The sequence below is a fragment of the Sphingomonas sp. genome, from assembly GCF_039595165.1.
Lineage (GTDB): Bacteria > Pseudomonadota > Alphaproteobacteria > Sphingomonadales > Sphingomonadaceae > Sphingomonas.
Map to the genome: position 1 here is coordinate 12,187 of NZ_JBCNMA010000030.1, position 21,458 is coordinate 33,644.

18 protein-coding genes and 1 other RNA gene are annotated in these 21,458 nt (G+C 69.6%); 14 read left to right on the top strand and 5 right to left on the bottom strand.

The window, feature by feature from the left end:
• Positions 1 to 63: 63 nt before the first annotated feature.
• Positions 64 to 1,956 carry an XrtA/PEP-CTERM system amidotransferase gene (locus tag ABDV68_RS07790; RefSeq protein ID WP_343519230.1) on the top strand — a complete coding sequence of 631 codons (1,893 nt, stop codon included), beginning with the start codon at positions 64 to 66 and terminating at the stop codon, positions 1,954 to 1,956.
• Between the two features lie 38 nt (positions 1,957 to 1,994).
• Here ABDV68_RS07790 and ABDV68_RS07795 read toward each other — a convergent pair whose 3' ends face one another.
• A complete protein-coding gene (locus tag ABDV68_RS07795; protein WP_343519231.1) occupies positions 1,995 to 2,435 on the bottom strand; it encodes an MAPEG family protein in 441 nt (146 codons plus the stop codon).
• A 140-nt stretch (positions 2,436 to 2,575) separates the two neighbouring features.
• On the opposite strand from ABDV68_RS07795, the gene ABDV68_RS07800 reads away from it, so the two are divergent.
• Positions 2,576 to 3,778 (top strand): MFS transporter, encoded by a 1,203-nt coding sequence (locus ABDV68_RS07800; RefSeq protein ID WP_343519232.1) that lies wholly within the window; start codon positions 2,576 to 2,578, stop codon positions 3,776 to 3,778.
• Between the two features lie 225 nt (positions 3,779 to 4,003).
• Positions 4,004 to 5,590 (top strand): SEL1-like repeat protein, encoded by a 1,587-nt coding sequence (locus ABDV68_RS07805; RefSeq protein WP_343519233.1) that lies wholly within the window; start codon positions 4,004 to 4,006, stop codon positions 5,588 to 5,590.
• On the opposite strand, the gene ABDV68_RS07810 is transcribed toward ABDV68_RS07805, so the two are convergent.
• Complete coding sequence (locus tag ABDV68_RS07810; RefSeq protein WP_343519234.1) at positions 5,587 to 6,798, bottom strand: MFS transporter; 1,212 nt, start codon at positions 6,796 to 6,798, stop codon at positions 5,587 to 5,589. The genes ABDV68_RS07805 and ABDV68_RS07810 overlap by 4 nt on opposite strands.
• 125 nt (positions 6,799 to 6,923) lie before the next feature.
• On the opposite strand from ABDV68_RS07810, the gene ABDV68_RS07815 reads away from it, so the two are divergent.
• Both ABDV68_RS07815 and ABDV68_RS07820 read left to right on the top strand, forming a co-directional pair.
• The gene (locus tag ABDV68_RS07815; RefSeq protein WP_343519236.1) at positions 6,924 to 7,529 is read left to right on the top strand and encodes a TetR/AcrR family transcriptional regulator; all 606 of its coding nucleotides are present in this window, start codon (positions 6,924 to 6,926) and stop codon (positions 7,527 to 7,529) included.
• Positions 7,529 to 8,983: an amidohydrolase family protein gene (locus tag ABDV68_RS07820; protein WP_343519237.1), complete on the top strand. Its 1,455-nt coding sequence runs from the start codon at positions 7,529 to 7,531 to the stop codon at positions 8,981 to 8,983. The genes ABDV68_RS07815 and ABDV68_RS07820 overlap by 1 nt, the downstream gene beginning before the upstream one ends.
• Here the strand turns inward: ABDV68_RS07820 and moaB are convergent, their stop codons facing one another.
• The 3 genes from moaB to ABDV68_RS07835 are packed head-to-tail and all read right to left on the bottom strand — an operon-like array spanning position 8,984 to position 12,016.
• The gene (moaB, locus tag ABDV68_RS07825; RefSeq protein WP_343519238.1) at positions 8,984 to 9,511 is read right to left on the bottom strand and encodes a molybdenum cofactor biosynthesis protein B; all 528 of its coding nucleotides are present in this window, start codon (positions 9,509 to 9,511) and stop codon (positions 8,984 to 8,986) included.
• Positions 9,501 to 11,285 (bottom strand): lytic transglycosylase domain-containing protein, encoded by a 1,785-nt coding sequence (locus tag ABDV68_RS07830; protein WP_343519239.1) that lies wholly within the window; start codon positions 11,283 to 11,285, stop codon positions 9,501 to 9,503. Before ABDV68_RS07830 ends, moaB begins: the two co-directional genes overlap by 11 nt.
• Positions 11,282 to 12,016, bottom strand: coding sequence for a uracil-DNA glycosylase (locus tag ABDV68_RS07835; protein WP_343519241.1), 735 nt, complete (start codon positions 12,014 to 12,016; stop codon positions 11,282 to 11,284). The genes ABDV68_RS07830 and ABDV68_RS07835 overlap by 4 nt, the downstream gene beginning before the upstream one ends.
• A gap of 116 nt (positions 12,017 to 12,132) precedes the next feature.
• Here ABDV68_RS07835 and ABDV68_RS07840 point away from each other — a divergent pair, with 116 nt between their 5' ends.
• The 9 genes from ABDV68_RS07840 to ABDV68_RS07880 form a co-directional block, all read left to right on the top strand.
• The gene (locus ABDV68_RS07840) at positions 12,133 to 13,794 is read left to right on the top strand and encodes an electron transfer flavoprotein-ubiquinone oxidoreductase (RefSeq protein WP_343519242.1); all 1,662 of its coding nucleotides are present in this window, start codon (positions 12,133 to 12,135) and stop codon (positions 13,792 to 13,794) included.
• Between the two features lie 37 nt (positions 13,795 to 13,831).
• A complete protein-coding gene (locus ABDV68_RS07845) occupies positions 13,832 to 15,391 on the top strand; it encodes a tetratricopeptide repeat protein (RefSeq protein WP_343519244.1) in 1,560 nt (519 codons plus the stop codon).
• Positions 15,388 to 16,215, top strand: a complete 828-nt coding sequence (locus tag ABDV68_RS07850; RefSeq protein WP_343519250.1) for a 4-(cytidine 5'-diphospho)-2-C-methyl-D-erythritol kinase — start codon at positions 15,388 to 15,390, stop codon at positions 16,213 to 16,215. The genes ABDV68_RS07845 and ABDV68_RS07850 overlap by 4 nt, the downstream gene beginning before the upstream one ends.
• A gap of 181 nt (positions 16,216 to 16,396) precedes the next feature.
• Entirely contained in the window at positions 16,397 to 17,125 is a 729-nt protein-coding gene (locus ABDV68_RS07855) for an enoyl-CoA hydratase/isomerase family protein (RefSeq protein WP_343519245.1), read from the top strand.
• Complete coding sequence (locus tag ABDV68_RS07860) at positions 17,122 to 17,853, top strand: N-formylglutamate amidohydrolase (protein WP_343519246.1); 732 nt, start codon at positions 17,122 to 17,124, stop codon at positions 17,851 to 17,853. Before ABDV68_RS07855 ends, ABDV68_RS07860 begins: the two co-directional genes overlap by 4 nt.
• 11 nt (positions 17,854 to 17,864) lie before the next feature.
• On the top strand, positions 17,865 to 19,586 hold the full coding sequence (gene ilvD / locus ABDV68_RS07865) for a dihydroxy-acid dehydratase (protein ID WP_343519247.1): 1,722 nt from the start codon (positions 17,865 to 17,867) through the stop codon (positions 19,584 to 19,586).
• Positions 19,587 to 19,605: 19 nt separating this feature from the next.
• The gene (locus tag ABDV68_RS07870; RefSeq protein ID WP_343519248.1) at positions 19,606 to 19,965 is read left to right on the top strand and encodes a hypothetical protein; all 360 of its coding nucleotides are present in this window, start codon (positions 19,606 to 19,608) and stop codon (positions 19,963 to 19,965) included.
• A gap of 239 nt (positions 19,966 to 20,204) precedes the next feature.
• Positions 20,205 to 20,590: RNase P RNA component class A (gene rnpB, locus ABDV68_RS07875), an RNA gene on the top strand.
• 35 nt (positions 20,591 to 20,625) lie between these two features.
• Positions 20,626 to 21,458, top strand: an 833-nt coding sequence (locus ABDV68_RS07880; RefSeq protein WP_343519249.1) for an NAD(P)-dependent oxidoreductase, incomplete at its 3' end; no start/stop codon positions are given.

Sequence of the window (21,458 nt, forward strand, 5' to 3'; positions counted from 1 at the left end):
CCTTGACGCCATCCCCGCAAAAGCGGGAGCAAGCGCAAGGGACGGGGCGGGACGAACAGGCTGATGTGCGGGATTGCGGGGCTCTACTATCCGGGCGTGCCCAAGCCGGTCGATCCGGCGCGCGTGAGGGCGATGGCCGACGCGCTCGCGCATCGCGGCCCCGACGGGTCGGGCGTGTGGACCGCGCCGGGGGTGGGGCTGGGGCATCGCCGCCTCTCGATCATCGACCTCGCCGGCGGCGCCCAGCCGATGGCGACGCCCGAGGGCGACGTGATCGTCAGCTACAATGGCGAGATCTACAATTTCCGGGAGGTCCGCGCCGAGCTGGAAGCGAAGGGCGCCAGGTTCCTGAGCAACAGCGACACCGAAGTGCTGCTGCACGGCTGGCGCGCCTGGGGGCCGGGGATGCTCGGCAAGCTCAACGGCATGTTCGCGATCGCGCTGTACGACGCGCGGAAACAGTCGCTGCTGCTGGCGCGCGACCGGCTCGGGGTGAAGCCGCTCCACTATGTCGAGCTGTCCGACGGCGCGGTGGCATTCGCATCGGAGATCAAGGGGTTGCTGGCGCATCCGCTGCTCCGGCGGCAACCTGATTTCGCGGCGGTCGAGGATTTCCTGGGGCTTGGCTACGTGCCCGACGACGCGTCGGTGCTGGCCGGGGTGAAGAAGCTGCCGGCGGGGCATTGTCTGCTGCTCGAGCGCGGCAGGCGGGTGCCGGCCCCGACCGAATGGTGGGATGTCGACTTCTCCAAGCGCGCCAAGGGATCGGCGCGCGACCTCGAGGCCGAGCTGGTCGAGCACATGCGCGCCGCGGTGCGCTCGCGGATGATCGCCGACGTGCCGCTCGGCGCGTTCCTGTCGGGCGGGGTGGATTCGAGCGCGGTGGTCGCGCTGATGGCCGAGGCGAGCCGCAACGCGGTCAAGACCTGCACGATCGGCTTCGACGAGACCGGCCATGACGAGCGCGTTTATGCCCGCGCGATCGCCGAGCGCTTCCGCACCGAGCATCGCACGCGCACCGTCGCGGCGGACGATTTCCAGCTGATCGACACGCTCGTCCATCATTTCGACGAGCCCTTTGCGGATGCCTCCGCACTGGCGACCTATCGCGTGTGCGAGCTGGCGCGCGAGACGGTGACGGTGGCGCTGTCGGGCGACGGCGCGGACGAGGCGCTGGCCGGATACCGCCGCTACAAGTTCCACGCCGCCGAGGAACGGGTGCGCGGGCTGCTGCCGGCATCGGTGCGGCAGGGCGTGTTCGGCGCGCTCGGGGCGGTCTATCCCAAGGCCGACTGGGCGCCGCGGCCGCTGCGGGCGAAGACCACGTTGCTCGCGCTCGCCGAGGATAGCGGGGCGGCCTATGCCAAGGCGGTGGGAGTGACCACCCCGGCGGTGCGCATGGGGCTCTACACCGATGCCGCGCGCGGGCAGCTTGGCGGGCATCGTGCCGAGAACCGCTATGTCGAGACGATGCGCTCGGCGCCTGCGCGCGACGGGCTCGATCGCGCGCAATATGCCGATTTCAAGCATTGGCTGCCCGGCGACATCCTGACCAAGATGGATCGCACCAGCATGGCCGTCAGCCTCGAGGCGCGTGAGCCGTTGCTCGACTATCGCTTCGTCGAGTTCGCCGCGACCTTGCCGGCATCGCTGCGCATCCGGGGCGGGCAGGGCAAGTGGCTGATGAAGAAGGCGCTCGAGCCGTGGCTGCCCAAGGACATCCTCTATCGTCCCAAGATGGGGTTCGTGACGCCGGTCTCGGCGTGGTTCCGCAAGGCGCTGGCCGACGAGGCGGCGGCGCTGTCGCGCTCGGCGGTGCTCGCGGGGAGCGGCTGGTTCGAGCCCAGGGCGATCGCGCGCCTCGCCGAGGAGCACCGCAGCGGCCGCGCCGAGCACGGGCGGACGCTGTGGCAGCTGATGATGCTCGAACGCAGCCTGTCGCGGCTGTTCGCCTGACCCGCCACCCCAGCTTTCGCTGGGGTGATGGCCGGAACTCAGTGCGAGCTCACGCCCCAGAACGCCGTAGCGGCATGGACGGTGAGCATGATCAGCGGGATCGTCGCCAGCGCGAACAGCGTGAAGCGCACGATGATTCGGTTGACCGTCGCCTGCACGACGCTGTGCGCGATGCGTAGCGCCACATAGGCCCAGGCGATCATCGCGTTGAGATTGTCGCCCTCGCCCATCGCCGCGAGCGTCAGGCAGATCGCGTAGAACAGGGTCGGCTGCTCCATCAGGTGATTGTAATTGTCCGCCGGCCACTGGCTCTTCGCCGGGATCACCTGCTTCAGGTCCGATCCGGTGCCGCCGGTGAGCTTGCCGATGTCGATCTTCGCCGCCTTCATCGCCGGGATCCGCCGCGCGTAGAGCCATATCCACATGATGAGCGACCACCCGACCAGCGTGATCACCGGTCCGAGAATCTGACTGTGCATGTGTTCCTCCCCCAATGTCGCCGAGGCAAGCTGCACCAGCGCGCATCGCTTGGAAAGATTTCGTTTCACAACGGAAAGGGTGATGAAATGCCGCGCCGCGCGCACGATATAGGCGGCTAGCCGCTGACAAGGGGACGTCAATGAAGCGCGCATCGATCGTCATTGCCGCCGCCGCGATCATCGTCACCATCGCGATGGGGGTGCGCCAGGCGTTCGGCCTGTTCCTTCCCGACATGAGCGCGGGGCTCGGCATCGGGCGGTCGAGCTTCGGCCTCGCGCTGGCGCTCCAGAATTTACTGTTCGGCCTGGTCCAGCCCTTCGTCGGCGCGCTCGGCGACAAGCATGGCGCGGGTCGCGTGGTGGCGATAGGTACGCTCGTCTATATCGCCGGCCTGGTGGGCGCGTCGCTCGCGACCAACGCGATCGGGTTGCACCTTTCGTTCGGCGTGCTGGTCGGGATGGCGCTGTCGGCGACCACTTTCGTCGTCGTGCTCGGCGCGGTCGGGCGCACGGTGCCGGCCGAGAAGCGCAGCATGGCGTTCGGCATCGTCACCGCGGGCGGCTCGCTCGGCCAATTCCTGCTCGTGCCGACCGGGCAGCTGCTGATCGGCGAGCTCGGCTGGCGGCTGGCATTGGTCGCGATGGCCGGCATCGTCGCGGTGATGCTGGTGCTGGCAATCGGCGTCGCGGGCAAACCGGCGGTAGAGGCCGCCACGGGCGATGCGCCGACCCAATCGCTTCAAGAGGCACTGCGTGAGGCGGCGGGGCATCGCGGTTTCTGGCTGCTCAACGCCGGCTTCTTCGTCTGCGGCTTCCACATCGCGTTCATCGCGACTCATTTCCCGGCCTATCTCACCGACAAGGGACTCGGGCTGTCGATCGGCGCCAACGCGCTCGCGCTGGTCGGGCTGTTCAACATCTTCGGTTCGTACCTGTTCGGCGTGTGGGGCGACAAGCGCAGCAAGAAATACCTGCTGAGCACGCTCTATGCCGCGCGCAGCGTGGTGATGATCGCGTTCCTCGCGCTGCCGCTCACCCCGTTCACCGCGCTCGCCTTCGCCGCGGCGATGGGATTCCTGTGGCTCGGCACGGTGCCGCTCACCAGCGGGCTGATCGGGCAGATCTTCGGCATCCGCTATCTCTCCACGCTCTACGGCATCGTCTTCCTGAGCCATCAGGTCGGCAGCTTCTTCGGGGCGTGGCTGGCGGGGCTGATGTTCGACTTGACCGGAAGCTACGACAGCATCTGGGTGGCGTCGGTCGCACTCGGCTTCATGGCCGCGCTCGTCCATATGCCGATCCCCGACCGGCCGGTGCCGCGGCTGCGCGAGGCTGCGGCATGAAGGCGCTGGGCCTGCTCGCGCTCGCGCTGCTGCTCGCGGGCGGCTGGTGGCTGTGGCAGAGCGTCGGCCCGGACGTGCTGCTCGGCGCAGCGCTCCAATGGTGCGGCTAGCAGCCCGCAATCATCCACTCGCAATTAAGACCTATAAATCAGATTATTGATCGTGCAGTCTCCCAGCACGTCGATGATGCCTGGACGAATATGCGCGAATGGGGAGAGCTGCGCCGTGACGACCACGAGGAAGATGGGCGCGATCGCCGCGCTGTTGCTGACCGGTTTTCCATTCGGCGCCACGGCGCAGACCGCGGCGCCGCAAGCGCCGGTCTCCTCCTCCACCGACGATGCCACCGTCATCGGCCGCCGCCGCCCGGCCGCGGAAGCGCCCAAGTCCGCCACCTGCGAGATGCTCGCCCGCGACCCGTTCTTTCGTGCGCAGCTCGCCGCGGTCCGTGCGGCCGGAGGCGACCTGCTGGGCCCGCCGGTGCTGCTGCCGACGCGCATGCCGCGCAATCCCGACTATAGCGCGCCGCCGCGCGTGGCGGCGGGATCGCCCTTGCCCGATCTCGGCAGAGCGCGCTTCGGCGCCGATCGAGTCTATTCCGAGGAGGGCCCGGCGGTCGAATTCGAGGACGTGACGGCGGCGGTAGCCGCAGCGAACGAGGAATCATCCGTCGCGGATCCGAGTGCGGTCAATACGGGCATGAGCATCGACTCGGCGCGCTCCGCCTGCCGCTCGACGTACAGCCGCGGCAGCTCGGTTGACGCCGGCGGCCGCGCGACGATCGCGGGCAGGGACGAGACGCTGCCGATGGCTTTCGCGCTGTTCGATCAGGGCCGCTATGCCGAGTCGCTTGAATGGTTCCAGAAGGCGGAGCGCAAGCTGCCCTATGAGAGCGGTGGCGATGAGGCGGCCTTGTTCGTCGGCAAGCTCTATCTGCAGGGCCTCGGGGCGCAGTCGGATCCGGCCAAGGGGGTCGAGTGGCTCAAAAAGGCGGCGACCATGCCGTTCAACGCGACTCGCGACATGCCGATCTTCGACCCCGCCCAGCCCGAGATGAACACCGCGGTGGGCGAGGCGGCGGTGATGCTCGGCAACATCTACCGCCGCGGCTTCGGGCCGATACCGCGCAACCCCGCCGAAGCGCGCAAATGGTATCAGCGCGCCTATGACGTCGGCCATATCGCCGCGGCCAAGGCGATGGGCGACCTCTATTTCAGCGGCACCGGCATGCCGCGCAACGCCAGGCAGGCGGCCAACTGGTACCGCAAGGGGGCGCAGTTCGGGCACGCCACCGCCCAGTTCGCGCTGGCCGAGCTGCTCTACGACGGCGACGAGGGGGTGGCGCAGGACAAGAAGGCGGCCTTCACCTGGTACAAGGCAGCGGCCAGGGCCGAGCATCCGGGCGCGCTCTATGCGCTGGCGCGCGCCTATGACCTGGGCGAGGAGACCGCGCCCGATCCCAAGCGCGCGATCGTGCTCTACAAGGGCGCGGCGCTGCTCGGAAATCCCGCCGCGCAAGTGGCGATCGGCACCTATTTCTACGAGGGGAAGGAACTCGCCAAGGACGACGCCACCGCGCGCAAATGGTTCGAGACCGCGGCGAAGCAGGGCGACCGCGATGGGATGTTCAACCTTGGCGCGATGATGGCGCGGGGCGAGGGCGGCGCGAAGGACGTGCCGCGCGGCTGGGCCTGGCTGCGCGAGGCGGCGAAGCTCGGCCACGCCAACGCCCCGCGTGCGATGGCGGCGCTCGAGCAGCGGATGAGCGAGCCCGAGCGCCAGGCGGTGGCGGCGATGCGGGCGGGGCGCTAGGCGGGGCTGGCCGCCGCTTCGCCGGCCTCGCGCTCGCCGCCGAGCGCGCGCTGGCCGAGCGCGACGACCAGCAGCGCCAGCACCGCTCCGCCGACCGAGGCCCAGAAGCCGTTCTGCGCGCCGAAACTGTCGACCACCCAGCCGGCGACGAACGCGCCTAGCGCCATGCCGATGCCGATCCCGGTCATCACCCAGGTCACGCCCTCGGTCAGCACTTCGGGCGGAACGCGGCGCTCGACCAGGCTGAAGGCGGTGATGAAGGTCGGCGATACCGCCACGCCGCTCACGAAGATCGCGAAGGCGAGCGCGGTGACGTTGCTCACCAGCAGCAGGGGCAAGGTGGTGAGCAGCAGCACGGCGAGGACGGCCAGCAGCTGGCGGTGCAGCGGGAAGCGCAGGTTGAGCGCGCCCATGATCAGCCCGACCACGAACGAGCCGAGCGCATAGACACCGATCACCAGACTTGCCGCGCCGGGCTGGCCGAGATCGCGGGTGAGTGCGACGGTGGTGACCTCGGCGGTCGCGAAGATCGAGCCGACGAACACCAGCGCCAGCGTGACGAGCTGCACCGGGCGCAGCAGGATCGCCGGGCGATGCGCCACGGCCTCGCTCGCCCGCACCTTGGGCTCGGTCGCGCGCTGGAGCACGAAGGCGGTCATGCCGAGTGCGAGCAGCAAGGTCGAGACGAGTACCCCCGCCTCGGGGAACAGCGCGACGCTGAGGCCCACCGAGAGCGAGGCGCCGGCGATATAGACGAGTTCATCGGCGACCGATTCGAACGCGAAGGCGGTGTTGAGCTCGGGCTTGTCGCGGAAGATTTCGGTCCAGCGGGCGCGGACCATCGCCGGCATGCTCGGCATCGCGGCGGCGGCGAACGCCGTGGCGAACAGCGTCCAGGCGGGCCAGTCGAGATGCGCCGCGAGCATGAGCAGCGCGAAGGCGACGACCGCGACGGCGGTGGTCGGCACCAGCAGCCGGCTCTGGCCGTGTCGGTCGACCAGCCGTGAGATCTGCGGCGCGGCGAAGGCATTGGCCAGCGTGAAGGTCGCGGCGACCGCACCGGCGAGCCAATAGCCTCTGCCCGACTGGGCGAGCATCGTGACGATTCCGATCGGCGCCATTGCGATCGGCAGGCGCGCGACGAAGCCGGCGGCGGCGAATCCCTTGGTTCCGGGCGCGCGGAAAATCTCGCGATAGGTGCCGAACATGTGTCGAGCCTTTCCTCTCTAGAAATGCAGGCCGTCATGGCTTACATACACTCCGTATGCGAGTGAAGTGGTGACATACGCGATGTATGTCAATGCGGCGCCCGCGAAAAAATTCGAGGACATGGATGTCGCGCAGATCGCGCCCCGAGATGATCGCCGAGACCCGCGCCAAGCTGATCGCCGCGGCGCGCCAGGCCTTTGCCGCGCACGGCTATGCCGAGGCGTCGATGGATGATCTCACCGCCGCCGCGGGTCTGACCCGTGGCGCGCTCTACCACCATTTCGGAGGCAAGCAGGGCCTGCTCGAAGCCGTGATCGAGCAGATCGACGGCGAAATGGCCGAGCGCCTCGCCGCGGTCGCCGCGGCGGCGCCGACGCGCTGGGAGGGGCTGGTGCAGGAGAATATCGGCTATATCGAGCTCGCGCTGGAGCCCGACGTGCAGCGCATCATGCTGCGCGACGGGCCTGCGGTACTCGGCGATCCCGCCAATTGGCCGAGCGCGCTCGCCTGCATCGCGTCGATCCGCGGCAATATCGAGCGGCTCCAGGCCGATGGGGTGATCCGCGCCGATCTCGATGCCGAGGCGGCGGCGCGGATGATCACCGGCTCCTCGACCGATGCCGCGCTGTGGATCGCCAATTCGGCCGACCCGGCCGAGACCTCGCGGCGCGTGATCCCGGCGTTCAGGGCGATGCTGGAGGGGCTGCTGGACCGCCCGGAGAGACTGTGATGAAGACGCTGCTCACCGCTTTGGCTGTCCTGCTGACCGCCTATGCCGCGCCCGCTCTGGGCAAGCAGGCGAGTGCGGACGTGATGATCCGCAACGTCACGGTGATCGACGTCGAGCGTGCGCGGCCGGTCGCGGGGCAGGCGGTGGTGCTGCGCGGCAAGGACATCGTCGCGGTCGGCCCCGACGCGCGAATCGCGCGGGCGTGGCGCGCGACGCGCTCGATCGACGGACGCCGCCGCTTTCTGGTCCCCGGGTTGTGGGACATGCATGTCCATTTCGGCGGCGGGCCGGCGCTGATCGAGGAGAACAGGGCGCTGCTGCCGCTCTATGTCGCGCACGGCGTCACCACGATCCGCGACGCATCGGGCGATCTGCCTGATCAGGTGCTGGCATGGCGAGGCGAGATCGCGAACGGCAGCTTGTTCGGGCCGCACCTGCTCACCTCCGGCGCCAAGATCGAAGGCCTGGCGCCGGTGTGGAAGGGCACGATCGAAACCGGGAGTGAAGCCGATGTCGACCAAGCGCTGGACCGGCTGCAGCAGCGCGACAAGGTCGATTTCGTCAAGATCACCGACAGCACGCTCAAGCCCGAGCTGTTCCTCCATGCGCTGCGCCAGGCCAGGGCGCGGGGCATGCGCACGTCGGGGCACATCCCGATGGCGCTGACCGTCGGGCAGGCGGTCGATGCCGGGATCAGCTCGATCGAGCATCTCGACTATGCGTTCAAGGCCGGCGTGAAGGACGAGGCGCGGATCGCGGCGGACTTTGCCGCGGGCCGGATCGATCGCGTCGAGGCGAACCGGCGGCTGCAGGCGGGGTTCGACCCGGCGACGGCGATGGCGGCGTACAGGAATTTCGCGGCCAAGGGTGTGTTCGTGACGCCGACGCTCAACGGCAGCCGCATCATCGCGTGGCTCGACCGCGAGGATCATTCGAAGGACGCCTATCTCGCCTATATCGGGCCCGGGCTGCGCAAGACCTATGACTGGCGCGTCGAGCGCGCGGCGCACGCCGATGCCGCGGCGATCGCCGCGCGCCACGCGCATATCGACCGGATGGGGGCGATCCTGCCGATGCTGCAGCAGGCGGGCGTGACGATCATCGCCGGGACCGATGCGGGCTTCCTCAACTCCTTCAACTATCCCGGCATCGGGCTGCACGACGAGCTCTCGGTGCTCGTGAAATACGGACTGACCCCGGCGCAGGCCCTGGCGGCGGCGACGCGGGCAGGGCCCGCCTGGTTCGGCAAGCTCGACCGCTATGGCGCGATCCGGCCGGGGATGGCGGCGGATCTGGTGCTGCTCGATCGCAACCCGCTCGAGGATATCGCCGCGACGCGCGCGATCAGGGCGGTCGTGATGAACGGCAAGGTGTACGACCGCGCCGCGCTGGACGCGATACTGGGCGAGGTGCGGGCCAAGGTCGCGGCGTGGAACGCGGCGGAGGCGAAGTGATCAGCGCTCGGTGAGGCGCGGCATCAGCTCGACGAAATTGCAGGGCTTGTGGCGGCTGTCGAGCTGGTGGGCGAGGATGCCGTCCCACCCGTCGCGCACCGCGCCGGTCGAGCCGGGCAGCGCGAAGACATAGGTGCCGCGCGCGACGCAGGCGGTGGCGCGCGACTGGATCGTCGAAGTGCCGATCTTGGCATAGCTCATCCAGCGGAACAGCTCGCCGAAGCCGGGGATCATCTTGTCGGCGACCCGCTCCAGCGCCTCGGGCGTGACGTCGCGGCCGGTGACGCCGGTGCCGCCGGTGGTGATCACGCAGTCGACCGACTCGTCGTCGATCCAGGCGTGGAGCTTGCCGACGATGAGCTCGGGATCGTCGGCCACGATCGCACGATCGGCGAGTTCGTGGCCGGCTGCGGTCAACAACTCGACCAGCGCATCCCCAGACTTGTCATTCGCGTGCGTGCGCGTGTCGGAGACGGTGAGCACCGCGATCCGCACCGGGCGGAACGCGGCTTCAAGGTCAATTGGCACCGATGGTGCTCGCCACGCTCGCCGCCGAGGCCTGCATGCGCACTGCGCCGCCGCCGTCCCGGCCCGGCACCTTGGGCCATAGCCCCTGCGCGATCGCCGCACGGCTCGCGCTGTCGCGGCCGTCGTTCTTCTCGTACATCCAATAGTTGCGCAGCACGGTCATGACGTAGCCGCGCGTCTCCCAATAGGGAATGCTCTCGATGTAGAGCAGCGGGTCGCCATTGTCGCGGATCTGGTAGTTCCAGTTGGTCACCGGGGTCGGCCCGGCATTATAGGCGGCGATCACCTTGGGCAGCAGCCCCCCGGTGAAGGGCTGGTCGCGCAACTGCTCGATATAGGACTGGCCCACTTCCATGTTGGTCGAGGGGCGAGCGAGGTTGCTGCGGTCGATCACGAAGCCTCGCTTGCGCGCGATGTCGGTCGCGGCGGCGGGCATGATCTGCATCAGGCCGAAGGCCCCGGCCGGGCTCTGCACGGTGCGATTGAAACGCGATTCCTGGAGCGTGTGAGCGAACACCAGCGACTTGTCGATGCGCCAGCCGCCATCGGGGGTCCAGTCGGGCGCGGGGTAGCGCGCTTCCTCGACCGGGCGCGCGCCGGGTGGGCAATTGTGAGTCAGCCACAGCTGGATCGCGGGCAGCCCGAGGCGGCCGGCGAGGCGGGTGAGCGCGGCATGCTCGCGCGCGTCGCCGATCCTGGCCTGCTGCTTGATCGCCTCGGCGGCGAGATTGTCCTCGCCGATCTCGACCAGCGCAGCGGCGACGCGGACATTGGGGCGGCGCTCGATCGCCTTCCAGTCGGCCGAGACGAACTTCTCGGTGCGCACCGGCACTTCCTTCATGCCCAGCGCCTGGCGTGCGAGCAGGCCGTAGAAGGTCTCGCCATGCTGCGCCGCGCTCTTGAGGCGAACGCTGACGAGGTCGGGGCGGCCGCACGCCATGTCGGCGCGCGAGGCCCAGTAGAGGCCGGCGGTGCGCTTCTCGGTATCCCCGGCGCGCTGCGCGACCGAGGTGAACGCGGCCTGCGCCGCGGCGCAATCCTTTTGCCGCCACGCCGCGAGGCCCTGAACCCAGTCGGCGACTGCGGCGAACTCGCCGACGCCGGTCTGCGCCTTGGCGGCGACGCGGCGCGCATCGCCGTCGCGGCCGGTGGTGTAGTACATCCAGGCGACACGCTGGCGCCATTCGGTCAGCACCTCGGGCGCGAGCTCGGCGGCGCGCGATTCGAGCAGCGTCTCGGCATTGACCGCGTCGTCGGCCTTGATCAGCGGCTGCATCTCCAGCACCAGCCGCATCGCCGCGGAGTCGGCGGCCGGAGTGGAGCGGTGGCGGATGCGCGCCGGGGGCGCGTCGTACCAGATCATGCGCTGCGCCACGGGCAGCTCGGGCAGCTCGGTCGCGCCGCGCGTCCGGGCGAGGCGGGCGATCTGCTCGGCCTGGGGCAGCTCGGGCGCTTCGCTCAGCAGCGTGAGCAGCTGCGGCAGCTCGACGCGGGGCGAGCCCTTGGCGAGATAGAGTTCCGCGCGCGCCGTGGCGTGGAGCAGGCCCGGGCGCATCGCGTCGAGGCGGAGCTGCGCATCGGCCCAGCGCTGCTCGCGGATCGCGGTGAACACCGAACGATAGGCTTCGCGTTCGGAGCGCTCGAGCTGGGCGGGGACGCCGTCGCTGCCCTCGCGCTTCTCGAAGCGCTCGGCCGCCTTTTCGTCGGCGGCATGGGCTGCGGTGGGAAGCGCCAGGGCGATGGCGGTGGCGGCAAGCAGGGTACGCGGGTTCACTTTTGCCCCCCAAGAAGCAACTGAAGGTCTTTCCAGGCGTCGGCCTTGGCCGCGGGCTTGGTCAGCAAGAACCGCGGATGGAAGGTCGCGACCACGAGCGATTGTCCATTTTCTTGGTTAACGGCTTGTAAACGACCGCGCTGCAGCCCGGCTTCGGCCCCGACAACCGCACGGCTCACCGTCTGGCCGAGCAGCAGCAGCCTCTGCGGCGCGGCGAGCGCGATGTGGTGCCGGGCCAGTTCGCCGAGCCGTGCCTCGGCCTCGCGCGGCACCTGACCGGTGATCGGGCGCGCGGCGCAGAGCGGGGCGAAATAGACGGAGTCGCGGTCGAGCCCGATCGCGGCGAGCATGCGGTCGAACAGCCGGCCCGCGGGGCCGCCGAGCAGGCCCGGCGTGTCGCCCTCGAACTCGGGCAGGTCGGTGATCACCATCAGCGGCGCGGCGGGATTCCCGCTCGGTGCGACGATCGGCTCGCCCCAGCTCGCCTCGGGCGCGCCGCTGCCGAAGCGCCAGTCGATGAACGCCTCGAGCGTCGCGGGGAGGGGGGCTTCGGGCTCGGGTTCGGCGAGTGCCGCGGGCTGATCCGCGCGCGCCGTAGCGGCAGGCGCCGCCTCGCGCGCGGTCCAGTCGCGCGGCGCCTCGTCCACGAGCATGTCCACGCCCGCGTCGCGCCACCATTCCAGTGCGCTGGCTGCCTCGGCGCGCCAGTCTGAAGCCCCCACAAAGCCCATGCGTTTCACAGAGTCATGCCTTGACGCCACCGTCAATCTACCGTCATCGGGGGAGGGACAGGACGCGCCGCGCGTGCGATGACCCGTGAAGAGGCGCCCGCCAGGGGAGACGAAAAGTGAGCGAACGCGAGTCGATGCCATATGACGTCGTGATCGTCGGCGCGGGGCCCGCCGGCCTTGCCGCGGCGATCCGGTTGAAGCAGCTTGCCGCGGAGGCCGGCGGCGAGATCAGCGTGTGCATCCTCGAAAAGGGATCGGAGGTCGGCGCGCACATCCTGTCGGGCGCGGTGATCGATCCCAAGGCGCTCGACGAGCTGCTGCCCGAGTGGCGCGAGCAGGGCTGTCCGCTGGCGCAGGTGCCGGTGACCGACAACCAGCATTGGCTGCTCTCGAAAAAGGGCAAGTGGAACGTCCCGCACTTCATCGTGCCGAGCTTCATGCACAATGAGGGCACCTATACCGGCAGCCTCGGCAATCTCTGCCGCTGGCTCGCCGAGCAGGCCGAGGGGCTGGGGGTGGAGATCTTCCCGGGCTTCGCCGCCGCCGAGATCCTGTACAACGAGGACGGCTCGGTGAAGGGCGTCGCCACCGGCGACATGGGCGTCGCGCGCGACGGCACGCACAAGCCCGACTATCAGCCCGGGCTCGAGCTCCACGCGCGCTACACCTTCTTCGGCGAGGGCGTGCGCGGGCATCTGTCCAAGCAGCTCCAGCGCCAGTTCGGGCTGTGCGAGGGCGTCGAGCCGCAGATCTACGGCCTCGGCGTCAAGGAATTGTGGGACATCGATCCCGGGAACCACGTGCCCGGCCGCGTGATCCACACCCAGGGCTGGCCGCTCAACGAGACGCAGGGCTCGAACGGCGGCGGCTTCCTCTACCACCAGGCCAATGGGCAGGTGGCGCTGGGCTTCGTCACCTGGCTCAACTACACCAATCCCTATCTCTCGCCGTTCCAGGAGATGCAGCGCTGGAAGACGCATCCGGCGATCGCCGAGATCCTGAAGGGCGGCAAGCGCGTCTCCTATGGCGCGCGCGCGATCAGCGACGGCGGGCTGCAGGCGATCCCCAAGCTGACCTTCCCCGGCGGCGTGCTGATCGGCGACAGCGCGGGCTTCCTCAACGTGCCGCGGATCAAGGGCACCCACACCGCGATGAAGAGCGGCATGCTCGCCGCCGAGGCGGCGTTCGCGGCGGTGCAGGCGGAGCGCTCGGGCGACGAGCTCACCGCCTACACGCAGGCGTTCCGCGCCAGCTGGATGTACAAGGAATTGAGCATCGTCCGCAACGTCGCGCCGCTGGTGAAGAAGTTCGGCGACTTGGTCGGCTCGGGCCTCGCCAACGTCACCATGTTCCTCGAGAGCTGGGGCGTCAGGATGCCCTTCACCATGGGCCACAAGCCCGATCACGAGAGCCTGTGGCGCAAGGACCTGGTCAAGCCGATCGACTATCCCAAGCCCGACGGCGTGCTGACCTTCGACCGGCTCTCCTCGGTGTTCCTGTCGAACACCAACCACGAGGAGGACCAGCCGATCCACCTGACGCTCAAGGACCCGGATATTCCGGTCGAATACGATCTGCCCCTTTATGACGAGCCCGCGCAGCGCTATTGCCCGGCGGGCGTCTACGAGATCGTGGGCGAGGCGGAAGGGACGCCGAAGTTCGTGATCAACGCGCAGAACTGCGTCCACTGCAAGACGTGCGACATCAAGGACCCCACGCAGAACATCAACTGGGTGGTGCCCGAAGGCGGCGGAGGACCGAATTATCCCAACATGTAGGCGCCTGACCGTTCCGCTCGCGGCGATCGCGCTCGCCATGCCGGGTGCGGCCTGGGCCGACGCGCGCGACTATGTCCGCGCGCGCGCCGCAGCCGAGGACGGCGCGGTGGGCGTGGCGGCGGCGGGCTATGCCGCGGTGATGACGGCTGCCCCCGATGACGAGGTGGTCGCGATCCGCGCCTATCGCAACGCGCTGGCCGCCGGCGACATCGCGCTCGCTCAACGCGCCGCGGCGGTGCTCAAGCGCTCGGGCGTCGCGCCCGCCGACGTCGCGATCCTGGACTTCGCCGAGGCGCTGCGTACGCGCAAGCCGGAGGCGGCCGACGACGCGCTGGGCGGGATCGGCGCGGGCCCGCTCGATTTCATCGCTCCGGTGCTGCGTGCCTGGCTCGCCTATGAGCGCGGCGGCGATCCTTTCGCGATCCTCGACCAGGCCGGCGAGAGCGGGCTCAGCCGCCGCTACACCGCCGAGCATCGGGCACTTCTGCTGATCGCCTCGGACCGGATCGAGGACGGCGTCGCGGCGCTGCGCGCGGCGGTCGGCGCCGATCCGGGGAGCATCGACCTGCGCTGGAACGCGGCGACCCTGCTTGCGGCGAAGGGCCGGCGCGATACCGCACTGTCGCTGCTCGCCGGCGACGATCCCGCGCTTTCGGGGCTGCGCGCGCGCTTGAAGAAGGGGCCCAAGCCCGGCGCGGCGTTCGGCGCCAGCCGCGCCTTCACCCGGCTCGCCTCCGACCTCGCCGGGCAGGAGACTCAGACCTTGTCGATCCTGCTCACCCGGTCGGCGCTGATGCTCGATCCCGGCGACGATCGCGCGCGGCTGCTGCTCGCCGACGCGCTGGCGGGCGAGCAGGCCTATGAGCGGGCGCAGGCCGCGCTCGACGCCGTCAAGAAGAACAGCCCCTTCTATCCCGCCGCGCTGACCGAGCGCGTGGGGCTGCGCGACAAGCAGGGCGACGATGCCGGCGCGCTCGCGCTCGCCGCGACGCTCGCCAGGGAGTCGGGGGCCGGTCTGGCCGATCTGCAGCGCTACGCCGACCTGCTCTCCGGGCAGGGGCGCGAGGCCGAGGCGGCCGAGGTCTATGCCCGCGCGCTCGCCCAGTCGGGCGGCAATGCGACCTGGATCCAGCACCTTCAGCTCGGCGGCGCGCTCGAGCGTGCGGGGCGGTGGGACGAGGCCCTGCCGCACCTGCGCAAGGCGGTCGAACTTGCGCCCGAGCAGGCGGTCGCGCTCAACTATCTCGGCTATGCGCAGATCGAGCGCGGCGTGAACCTCGCCGAGGCGACCGCGCTGCTCGAACGCGCGAGCAAGCTGCGGCCCGACGATGCGGCGATCACCGATTCGCTCGGCTGGGCCTATTTCCGCCAGGGCGACATCGCCAAGGCGCTGCCGCTGCTCGAAAAGGCTGCGCAGAACGAGCCGGGCAGCGCGACGATCAACGAGCATCTCGGCGACGCTTATTGGCGGACCGGACGGCGCTACGAGGCGCGCTACGCCTGGCGCGCCGCCGCGCTCTATGCGGAGGGCGAGCAGAAGACGCGGCTGTCGGCCAAGCTCGCCGACGGCATCGGCCAGCGGACCGCGGCAAACTGACTCCGACCGAGCCAGCGCCGGCCAAGCTCAACCTCGCGCTGCATGTGCGGCGGCGGCGCGACGACGGCTATCACGAGCTCGAGACGCTGTTCGCCTTCGTCGCGGACGGCGACACGGTGGCGCTGGGCGAAGGGCAGGGGTTCGCGGTCAACGGCCCCTTCGCCGCGGCGCTGCTTGGCGAGGGCGACAATCTCGTCACCCGCGCCGCCGCACGCTTCGCGGAGACGTTCGGTCTGCCCGTGCCGGGCCGTATCACGCTGACCAAGCGGCTGCCGGTCGCCTCGGGCCTCGGCGGGGGTTCGGCCGATGCCGGTGCGACGCTGCGGCTGCTCGCGCGCCATCACGGCGTCGCGCTCGACGATCCGCGGCTGTTCGATTGCGCCGATGCGCTGGGCTCGGATGTGCCCGCCTGCCTCTACAGCCGCACCGCGCGCGGTAGCGGGCGCGGCGAGCAACTCGTTTCCGTCGCCGGGGCGCCCGGCACGCCGGTGCTGCTGGTCAATCCCGGCGTGGCAGTCTCGACCGCCGAGGTGTTCCGCCGCTGGGACGGCGCGGATCGCGGCGCGCTGGGCGAGGGCGAAGCGCTGGCGATCGCGCGAGCGGGGCGCAACGACCTCGAGCCGCCCGCACTGGCGATCGCCCCCGTGATCGGCGACGCGCTGGCGCTGCTCCGCGCGCAGCCGGGCGTGACGCTCGCGCGCATGTCGGGATCGGGCGCGACCTGCTTCGCGCTGTTCGATGATCTCGAGGCGCGTGCGTCGGCCGCGAGTGCGGTGCGGGCGGCGCAACCCGGCTGGTGGTGTCTCGAAACGGTGCTGTCGTGACAGTTGTTTGTCCCATTTCAGCACCGACCGTCAGGCAGCGGCCCGGCTTGCGCTGGGCGAGCCCAATTGGCTCGAGACTTGCTGGTTCCGCTTCGCGGGCCAGGCGCCGGGAGCGAAACGTCCGTGGATGGCCCCCGCTCGCTTCGGCGGGCGGGCGCTATCCTCGCCGGCGAGCTCGGCAATGATCGGCTGGCAACTCCATGATCATCTCGCGATCCTCACCCTCGACCGAGGCGGCGCGCGCAACGCGATCCCGATCGCCGGCTGGGAGGCGCTCGCCGAGGCCGCGCGCGCTATCGCGGCTTCGGATGCCCGCGCGGTGATCCTGCGCTCGGCGATGCCGGGCGTCTTCTCGGCCGGCGCCGATCTCGCCGAATTCCGCGAGCTGGTCGAGCAACCGGCCCTGCGCATCCGCTTCCGCGAGGCGATGGCGGCCGCGATCGAAGCCGTCGCGGCGTTGCCGATGCCGCTGATCGCCGCGATCGACGGCGGCTGCTTCGGCGCCGCGGTCGCGCTGACGCTGGCGTGCGACATCGTCGTCGCGGGCGACGAGGCGGTGTTCGCCACGACCCCGGCCAAGCTCGGCCTGACCTATCCCGCGAGCGACGTGGCCCGGCTCAAGTCGCGGGTGGGCGAGGGGCAGGCAGCGCTGATGCTGTTCACCGGCGCGCGCATCGATGCCGACGAGGCGGCACGTATCGGTCTCGCGCATCGCCGCGTCGCGCACGCCCAGCCGATGGCGCACGAGCTCGCCAACGCCATCGCCGCCAACGTCCCGTGGGCGGTCCATGCGCTGAAGGCGGCACTCCGGGATCCTGCCGGCGCCGGACACGTGCAGCTATTCGACGACGCCTTCGGTTCGGACGCGTTCCGCGACCGCCTCGGCGACTTTCTGGAGGGGAAAAGATGAGCGCTGCGCATGTGATCGACGGCGCCGCCGACCTGCTGATCCTCTGCGATCACGCCTCCAACGCGGTGCCTGCCGACATCGAGCTCGGCATCGCGCCGGCACTGCTGACCAGGCATATCGCGATCGACATCGGCGCCGGCGCGGTGAGCGAGGCGCTCGCCGCGCAGCTCGGCGCGCCCGCGATCCTCGCCACCGTCTCGCGCCTGGTGATCGATCTCAACCGCGAGCCCGACAGCGCCGGGCTGATCCCGCATATCAGCGACGGCCATGCCATCCCCGGCAACGGCACCGCCGATCGCGCCGCCCGCATCGCCCGCTTCCATGCCCCCTATCACCGCACGATCGCCGACACGATTCGCGCCCGCCGCCCCAAGCTGCTCGTCTCGGTCCACAGCTTCACGCCGCGACTCGAGCAGCATGATGGCCCGGCACGCCCGTGGGAGATCGGCATCCTCTACAACCGTGACGCGCGGGCGGCGCGGATCGGCATTGCCCTGTTGGAGGCCGCAGGCGTCGTCACCGGCGACAACGAGCCCTATTCGGGCCGCCTGCTCAACGCGACCATGAACCGCCATGCCGAGGGCAACGGCATCCCCTATCTCGGCATCGAGATTCGCAACGACCTCATCGCCGACCCGGCGGGGGTGACGCATTGGGCGCAGCTATTGGCGGGAATAGTAAAAGACGTGCGCAACTCTCTTGCGCGAACGGGGTCCCGGGCGACATAGGCGTTCGCGCCATGACCAATCGTTTCGACAAGTCCCGCCTGCCCTCGCGCCACGTCTCCGTCGGCCCCGAGCGCGCCCCGCACCGCAGCTATTACTACGCCATGGGGATTCCCGAAGAGGACATCGCCAAGCCCTTCGTCGCGCTCGCCAGCGCGGGCAATGACAGCGCGCCGTGCAACACCACGCTCGACGCGCAGGCCGATGCCGCGCGCAAGGGCGTGATCGACAATGGCGGCATGCCGCGCCGCTTCAACACCATCACCGTCACCGACGGCATCGCCATGGGCCATCAGGGGATGAAGTCCTCGCTCGTCAGCCGCGAGGTGATCGCGGATTCGGTCGAGCTGTCGGTGCGCGGCCATTGCTACGACGCGCTGGTCGGCTTCGCCGGCTGCGACAAGTCGCTGCCGGGCATGATGATGGCGATGCTCCGCCTCAATATCCCGTCGATCTTCGTCTATGGCGGATCGATCCTGCCCGGCCGCTACCAGGACCGCGACGTCACCGTGGTCGACGTGTTCGAGGTGGTCGGCAAGTTCGCCGCCGGCACCTGCCCGATCAGCGAGGTCCATGCGCTCGAGAAGGTCGCATGCCCCGGCCATGGCGCATGCGGCGGGCAATATACCGCGAACACCATGGCCTGCGTCGGCGAGGCGATCGGGCTTTCGCTGCCCAACAGCAACATGGTCCCCGCGCCTTATACCAGCCGCGAGCAGATCGCGGTCGCCGCGGGCTATCAGGTGATGGAGCTGCTCGAGCGCAACATCCGCCCGCGCGACATCTGCACCCGTGAAGCCTTCATCAACGCCGCGCGCATCGTCGCGGCGACCGGGGGGTCGACCAACGGCGCGCTGCACTTGCCCGCAATGGCCAGCGAGGCGGGGATCGACTTCGACTTGTTCGACGTCGCGGAGATATTCAAATCAACGCCTTACATCGCCGACTTGAAACCTGGTGGTAAGTATGTCGCCAAGGACATGTACGAGGCGGGCGGTGTCTACATGCTGATGAAGACGCTGCTCGCCAACGATTTGCTCGACGGCAACTGCCTGACGGTGACCGGCAGGACGCTGGGCGAGAATATCGACCAGGTGACGTGGAACCCCGACCAGAAGGTGATCTACGACGTCAAGGCGCCGCTCACCCCCACCGGCGGCGTGGTCGGGCTGCGCGGCAGCCTGGCGCCCAACGGCGCGATCGTGAAGGTCGCGGGCATGCATCGCCTGCAGTTCGAGGGGCCGGCGCGCTGCTTCGACTGCGAGGAGGAAGCGTTCGAGGCGGTCGAGAAGCGCGAGATCCGGGAGGGCGAAGTCGTCATCATTCGCTACGAGGGACCGAAGGGCGGCCCCGGCATGCGCGAGATGCTGTCGACGACCGCGGCGCTCTATGGCCTCGGCATGGGCGAGAAGGTCGCGCTGATCACCGACGGGCGCTTCTCCGGCGCGACGCGCGGCTTCTGCATCGGCCATGTCGGGCCCGAGGCGGCCGAGGGCGGGCCGATCGCGCTGGTCGAGGACGGCGACATCGTCCGCATCGATGCCGAGGCGGGGACGATCGACCTCGACGTCGCCGAGGACGTGCTCGCCGAGCGCCGCGCGCGCTGGCAACCGCGCGAGAATGCGTATCAATCCGGGGCACTCTGGCGCTATGCGCAGAATGTCGGGCCGGCCTATAAGGGTGCGGTGACGCATCCGGGGGCCAAGTCCGAGAAACATGTCTACGCGGATATCTGAAGTCCTGGGGGGGGCGGCGTTGCTGTCGCTCGCCGCCTGCGGAAGCAAGGTCGAGACCGACGCCGAGCGCGCCCAGCGCGCCAAGTCCGAACTGGCGCGTGCCGAAGCGGAGGGGCGCATCCCCTGTGCGATCGGCGACGCGCAGCAATTCACCACCAACTGCACGATCGACCGCGCGCGCACCCAGGACGGGCTGATCCTGACGATCCACCAGCCCGATGGCGGTTTCCACCGCCTGCGCGTCACCACTGACGGCCGTGGGGTGGTTGCCGCCGACGGCGCGCGCCAGGCGACCGTCTCGGTGATCGACAAGGACGCGATCGAGGTCGCGATCGACGACGCCCGCTATCGCCTGCCGGCGCGGATCAAGGGGAAGTAGAAGGGGTGTTCACACGAAGGCGCGAAGACGCGAAGAGGTTGCACCCAGCGCGAAGCGCCCGAATTCGCCAACGTTGCGCCAAGCGGAACGAGCGGGAAAATGAAAGCCGCTGACGCGGCAGTGCCACCTCTTCGCGTCTTCGCGCCTTCGCGTGAACATCTTCCTTCTTCTTCCAGGAACGCACGACCGGTGCGGCGCCCGATTTGCACCCCGGCCATTTTCCCCCTATCTCGGCCGCGCCAGAGGGCCGGGCGGCCGCCGCCGTGCTTGCACGGGGGAGGAAAGTCCGGGCTCCACGGGAACACGGTGCCGGGTAACGCCCGGCGGTTCCGGCTTCGGCCGGGGTCAGGGAAAGTGCCACAGAGAGCAGACCGCCCGCTGGTCTTCGGACTGAGGGCAAGGGTGAAAGGGTGCGGCAAGAGCGCACCGCGCGACCGGCAACGGAAGCGGCACGGCAAACCCCACCGGGAGCAAGATCGAATAGGGGCCGCACATGGGGAGTTCCGCCTCGCGGCCCGGGTTGATTGCTTGAGCCTGCACGCAAGTGCCGGCCTAGAGGAATGGCCGCCCATCGCGCGCGAAAGGGCCGCGTGGACAGAACCCGGCTTACAGGCCCTCTGGCACTTTCGCCTTGCGCCGGGACGCGCTAGTCGCGCCGCCATGCGTATCCTTCTGACAGGCTCCTCCGGCTGGCTCGGCCGCTATCTCGCGCCCTTGCTGCGTGACGCCGGCCATATCGTCACCGGCCTCGATGTCGCACCGGGCGCCGACACCGGCGTGATCGGCACCGTTGCCGATGCCGAGCTGATCGCGCGCGTGTTCGGCGAGCACGGCATCGAGGCCGTCATCCACGGCGGCGCGTTGCACAAGCCCGACATCGCCCGCTATCCCAAGCAGGCCTTCGTCGACGTCAACGTCACGGGCACGCTCAACCTGCTCGAGGCCGCGGCGCGCGCCGGGCACGACCGTTTCGTGTTCACCTCGACCACCTCGCTGATGATCAGCCAGGCGATCCGCGACGAGGCGGGCGACGCCGCGGTATGGCTCGACGAGGATTCGGGGCCGATCGAGCCGCGCAACATCTACGGCGCCACCAAATACGCCGCCGAGCAGCTCTGCCGCCTGTTCCATGCCGAGCATGGCCTGAGCGGCATCGTCCTGCGCACTGGCCGCTTCTTCCCCGAGGACGACGACACGCACAGCCACCCGCCGGGGGTGAACCTCAAGGCCAACGAGTTCCTCAACCGCCGCCTGACCGTCGAGGACGCCGCGCGCGCTCACCTCGCGGCGCTCGAGAAGGCGCCTGGCATCGGATTCGGCACCTACCTCGTCTCAGCGCCCACGCCCTTCGCGCGCACCGACGCGGCCGAGCTCAAGCAGGATGCCGCCGCGGTGATCGCGCGCCATTTCCCCGAAGCGCCCGATCTCTACGCGGCGCGCGGCTGGGTGCTCCCCGAGCGAGGAAACCATCGGCCTGTTCGACGACCCGTACC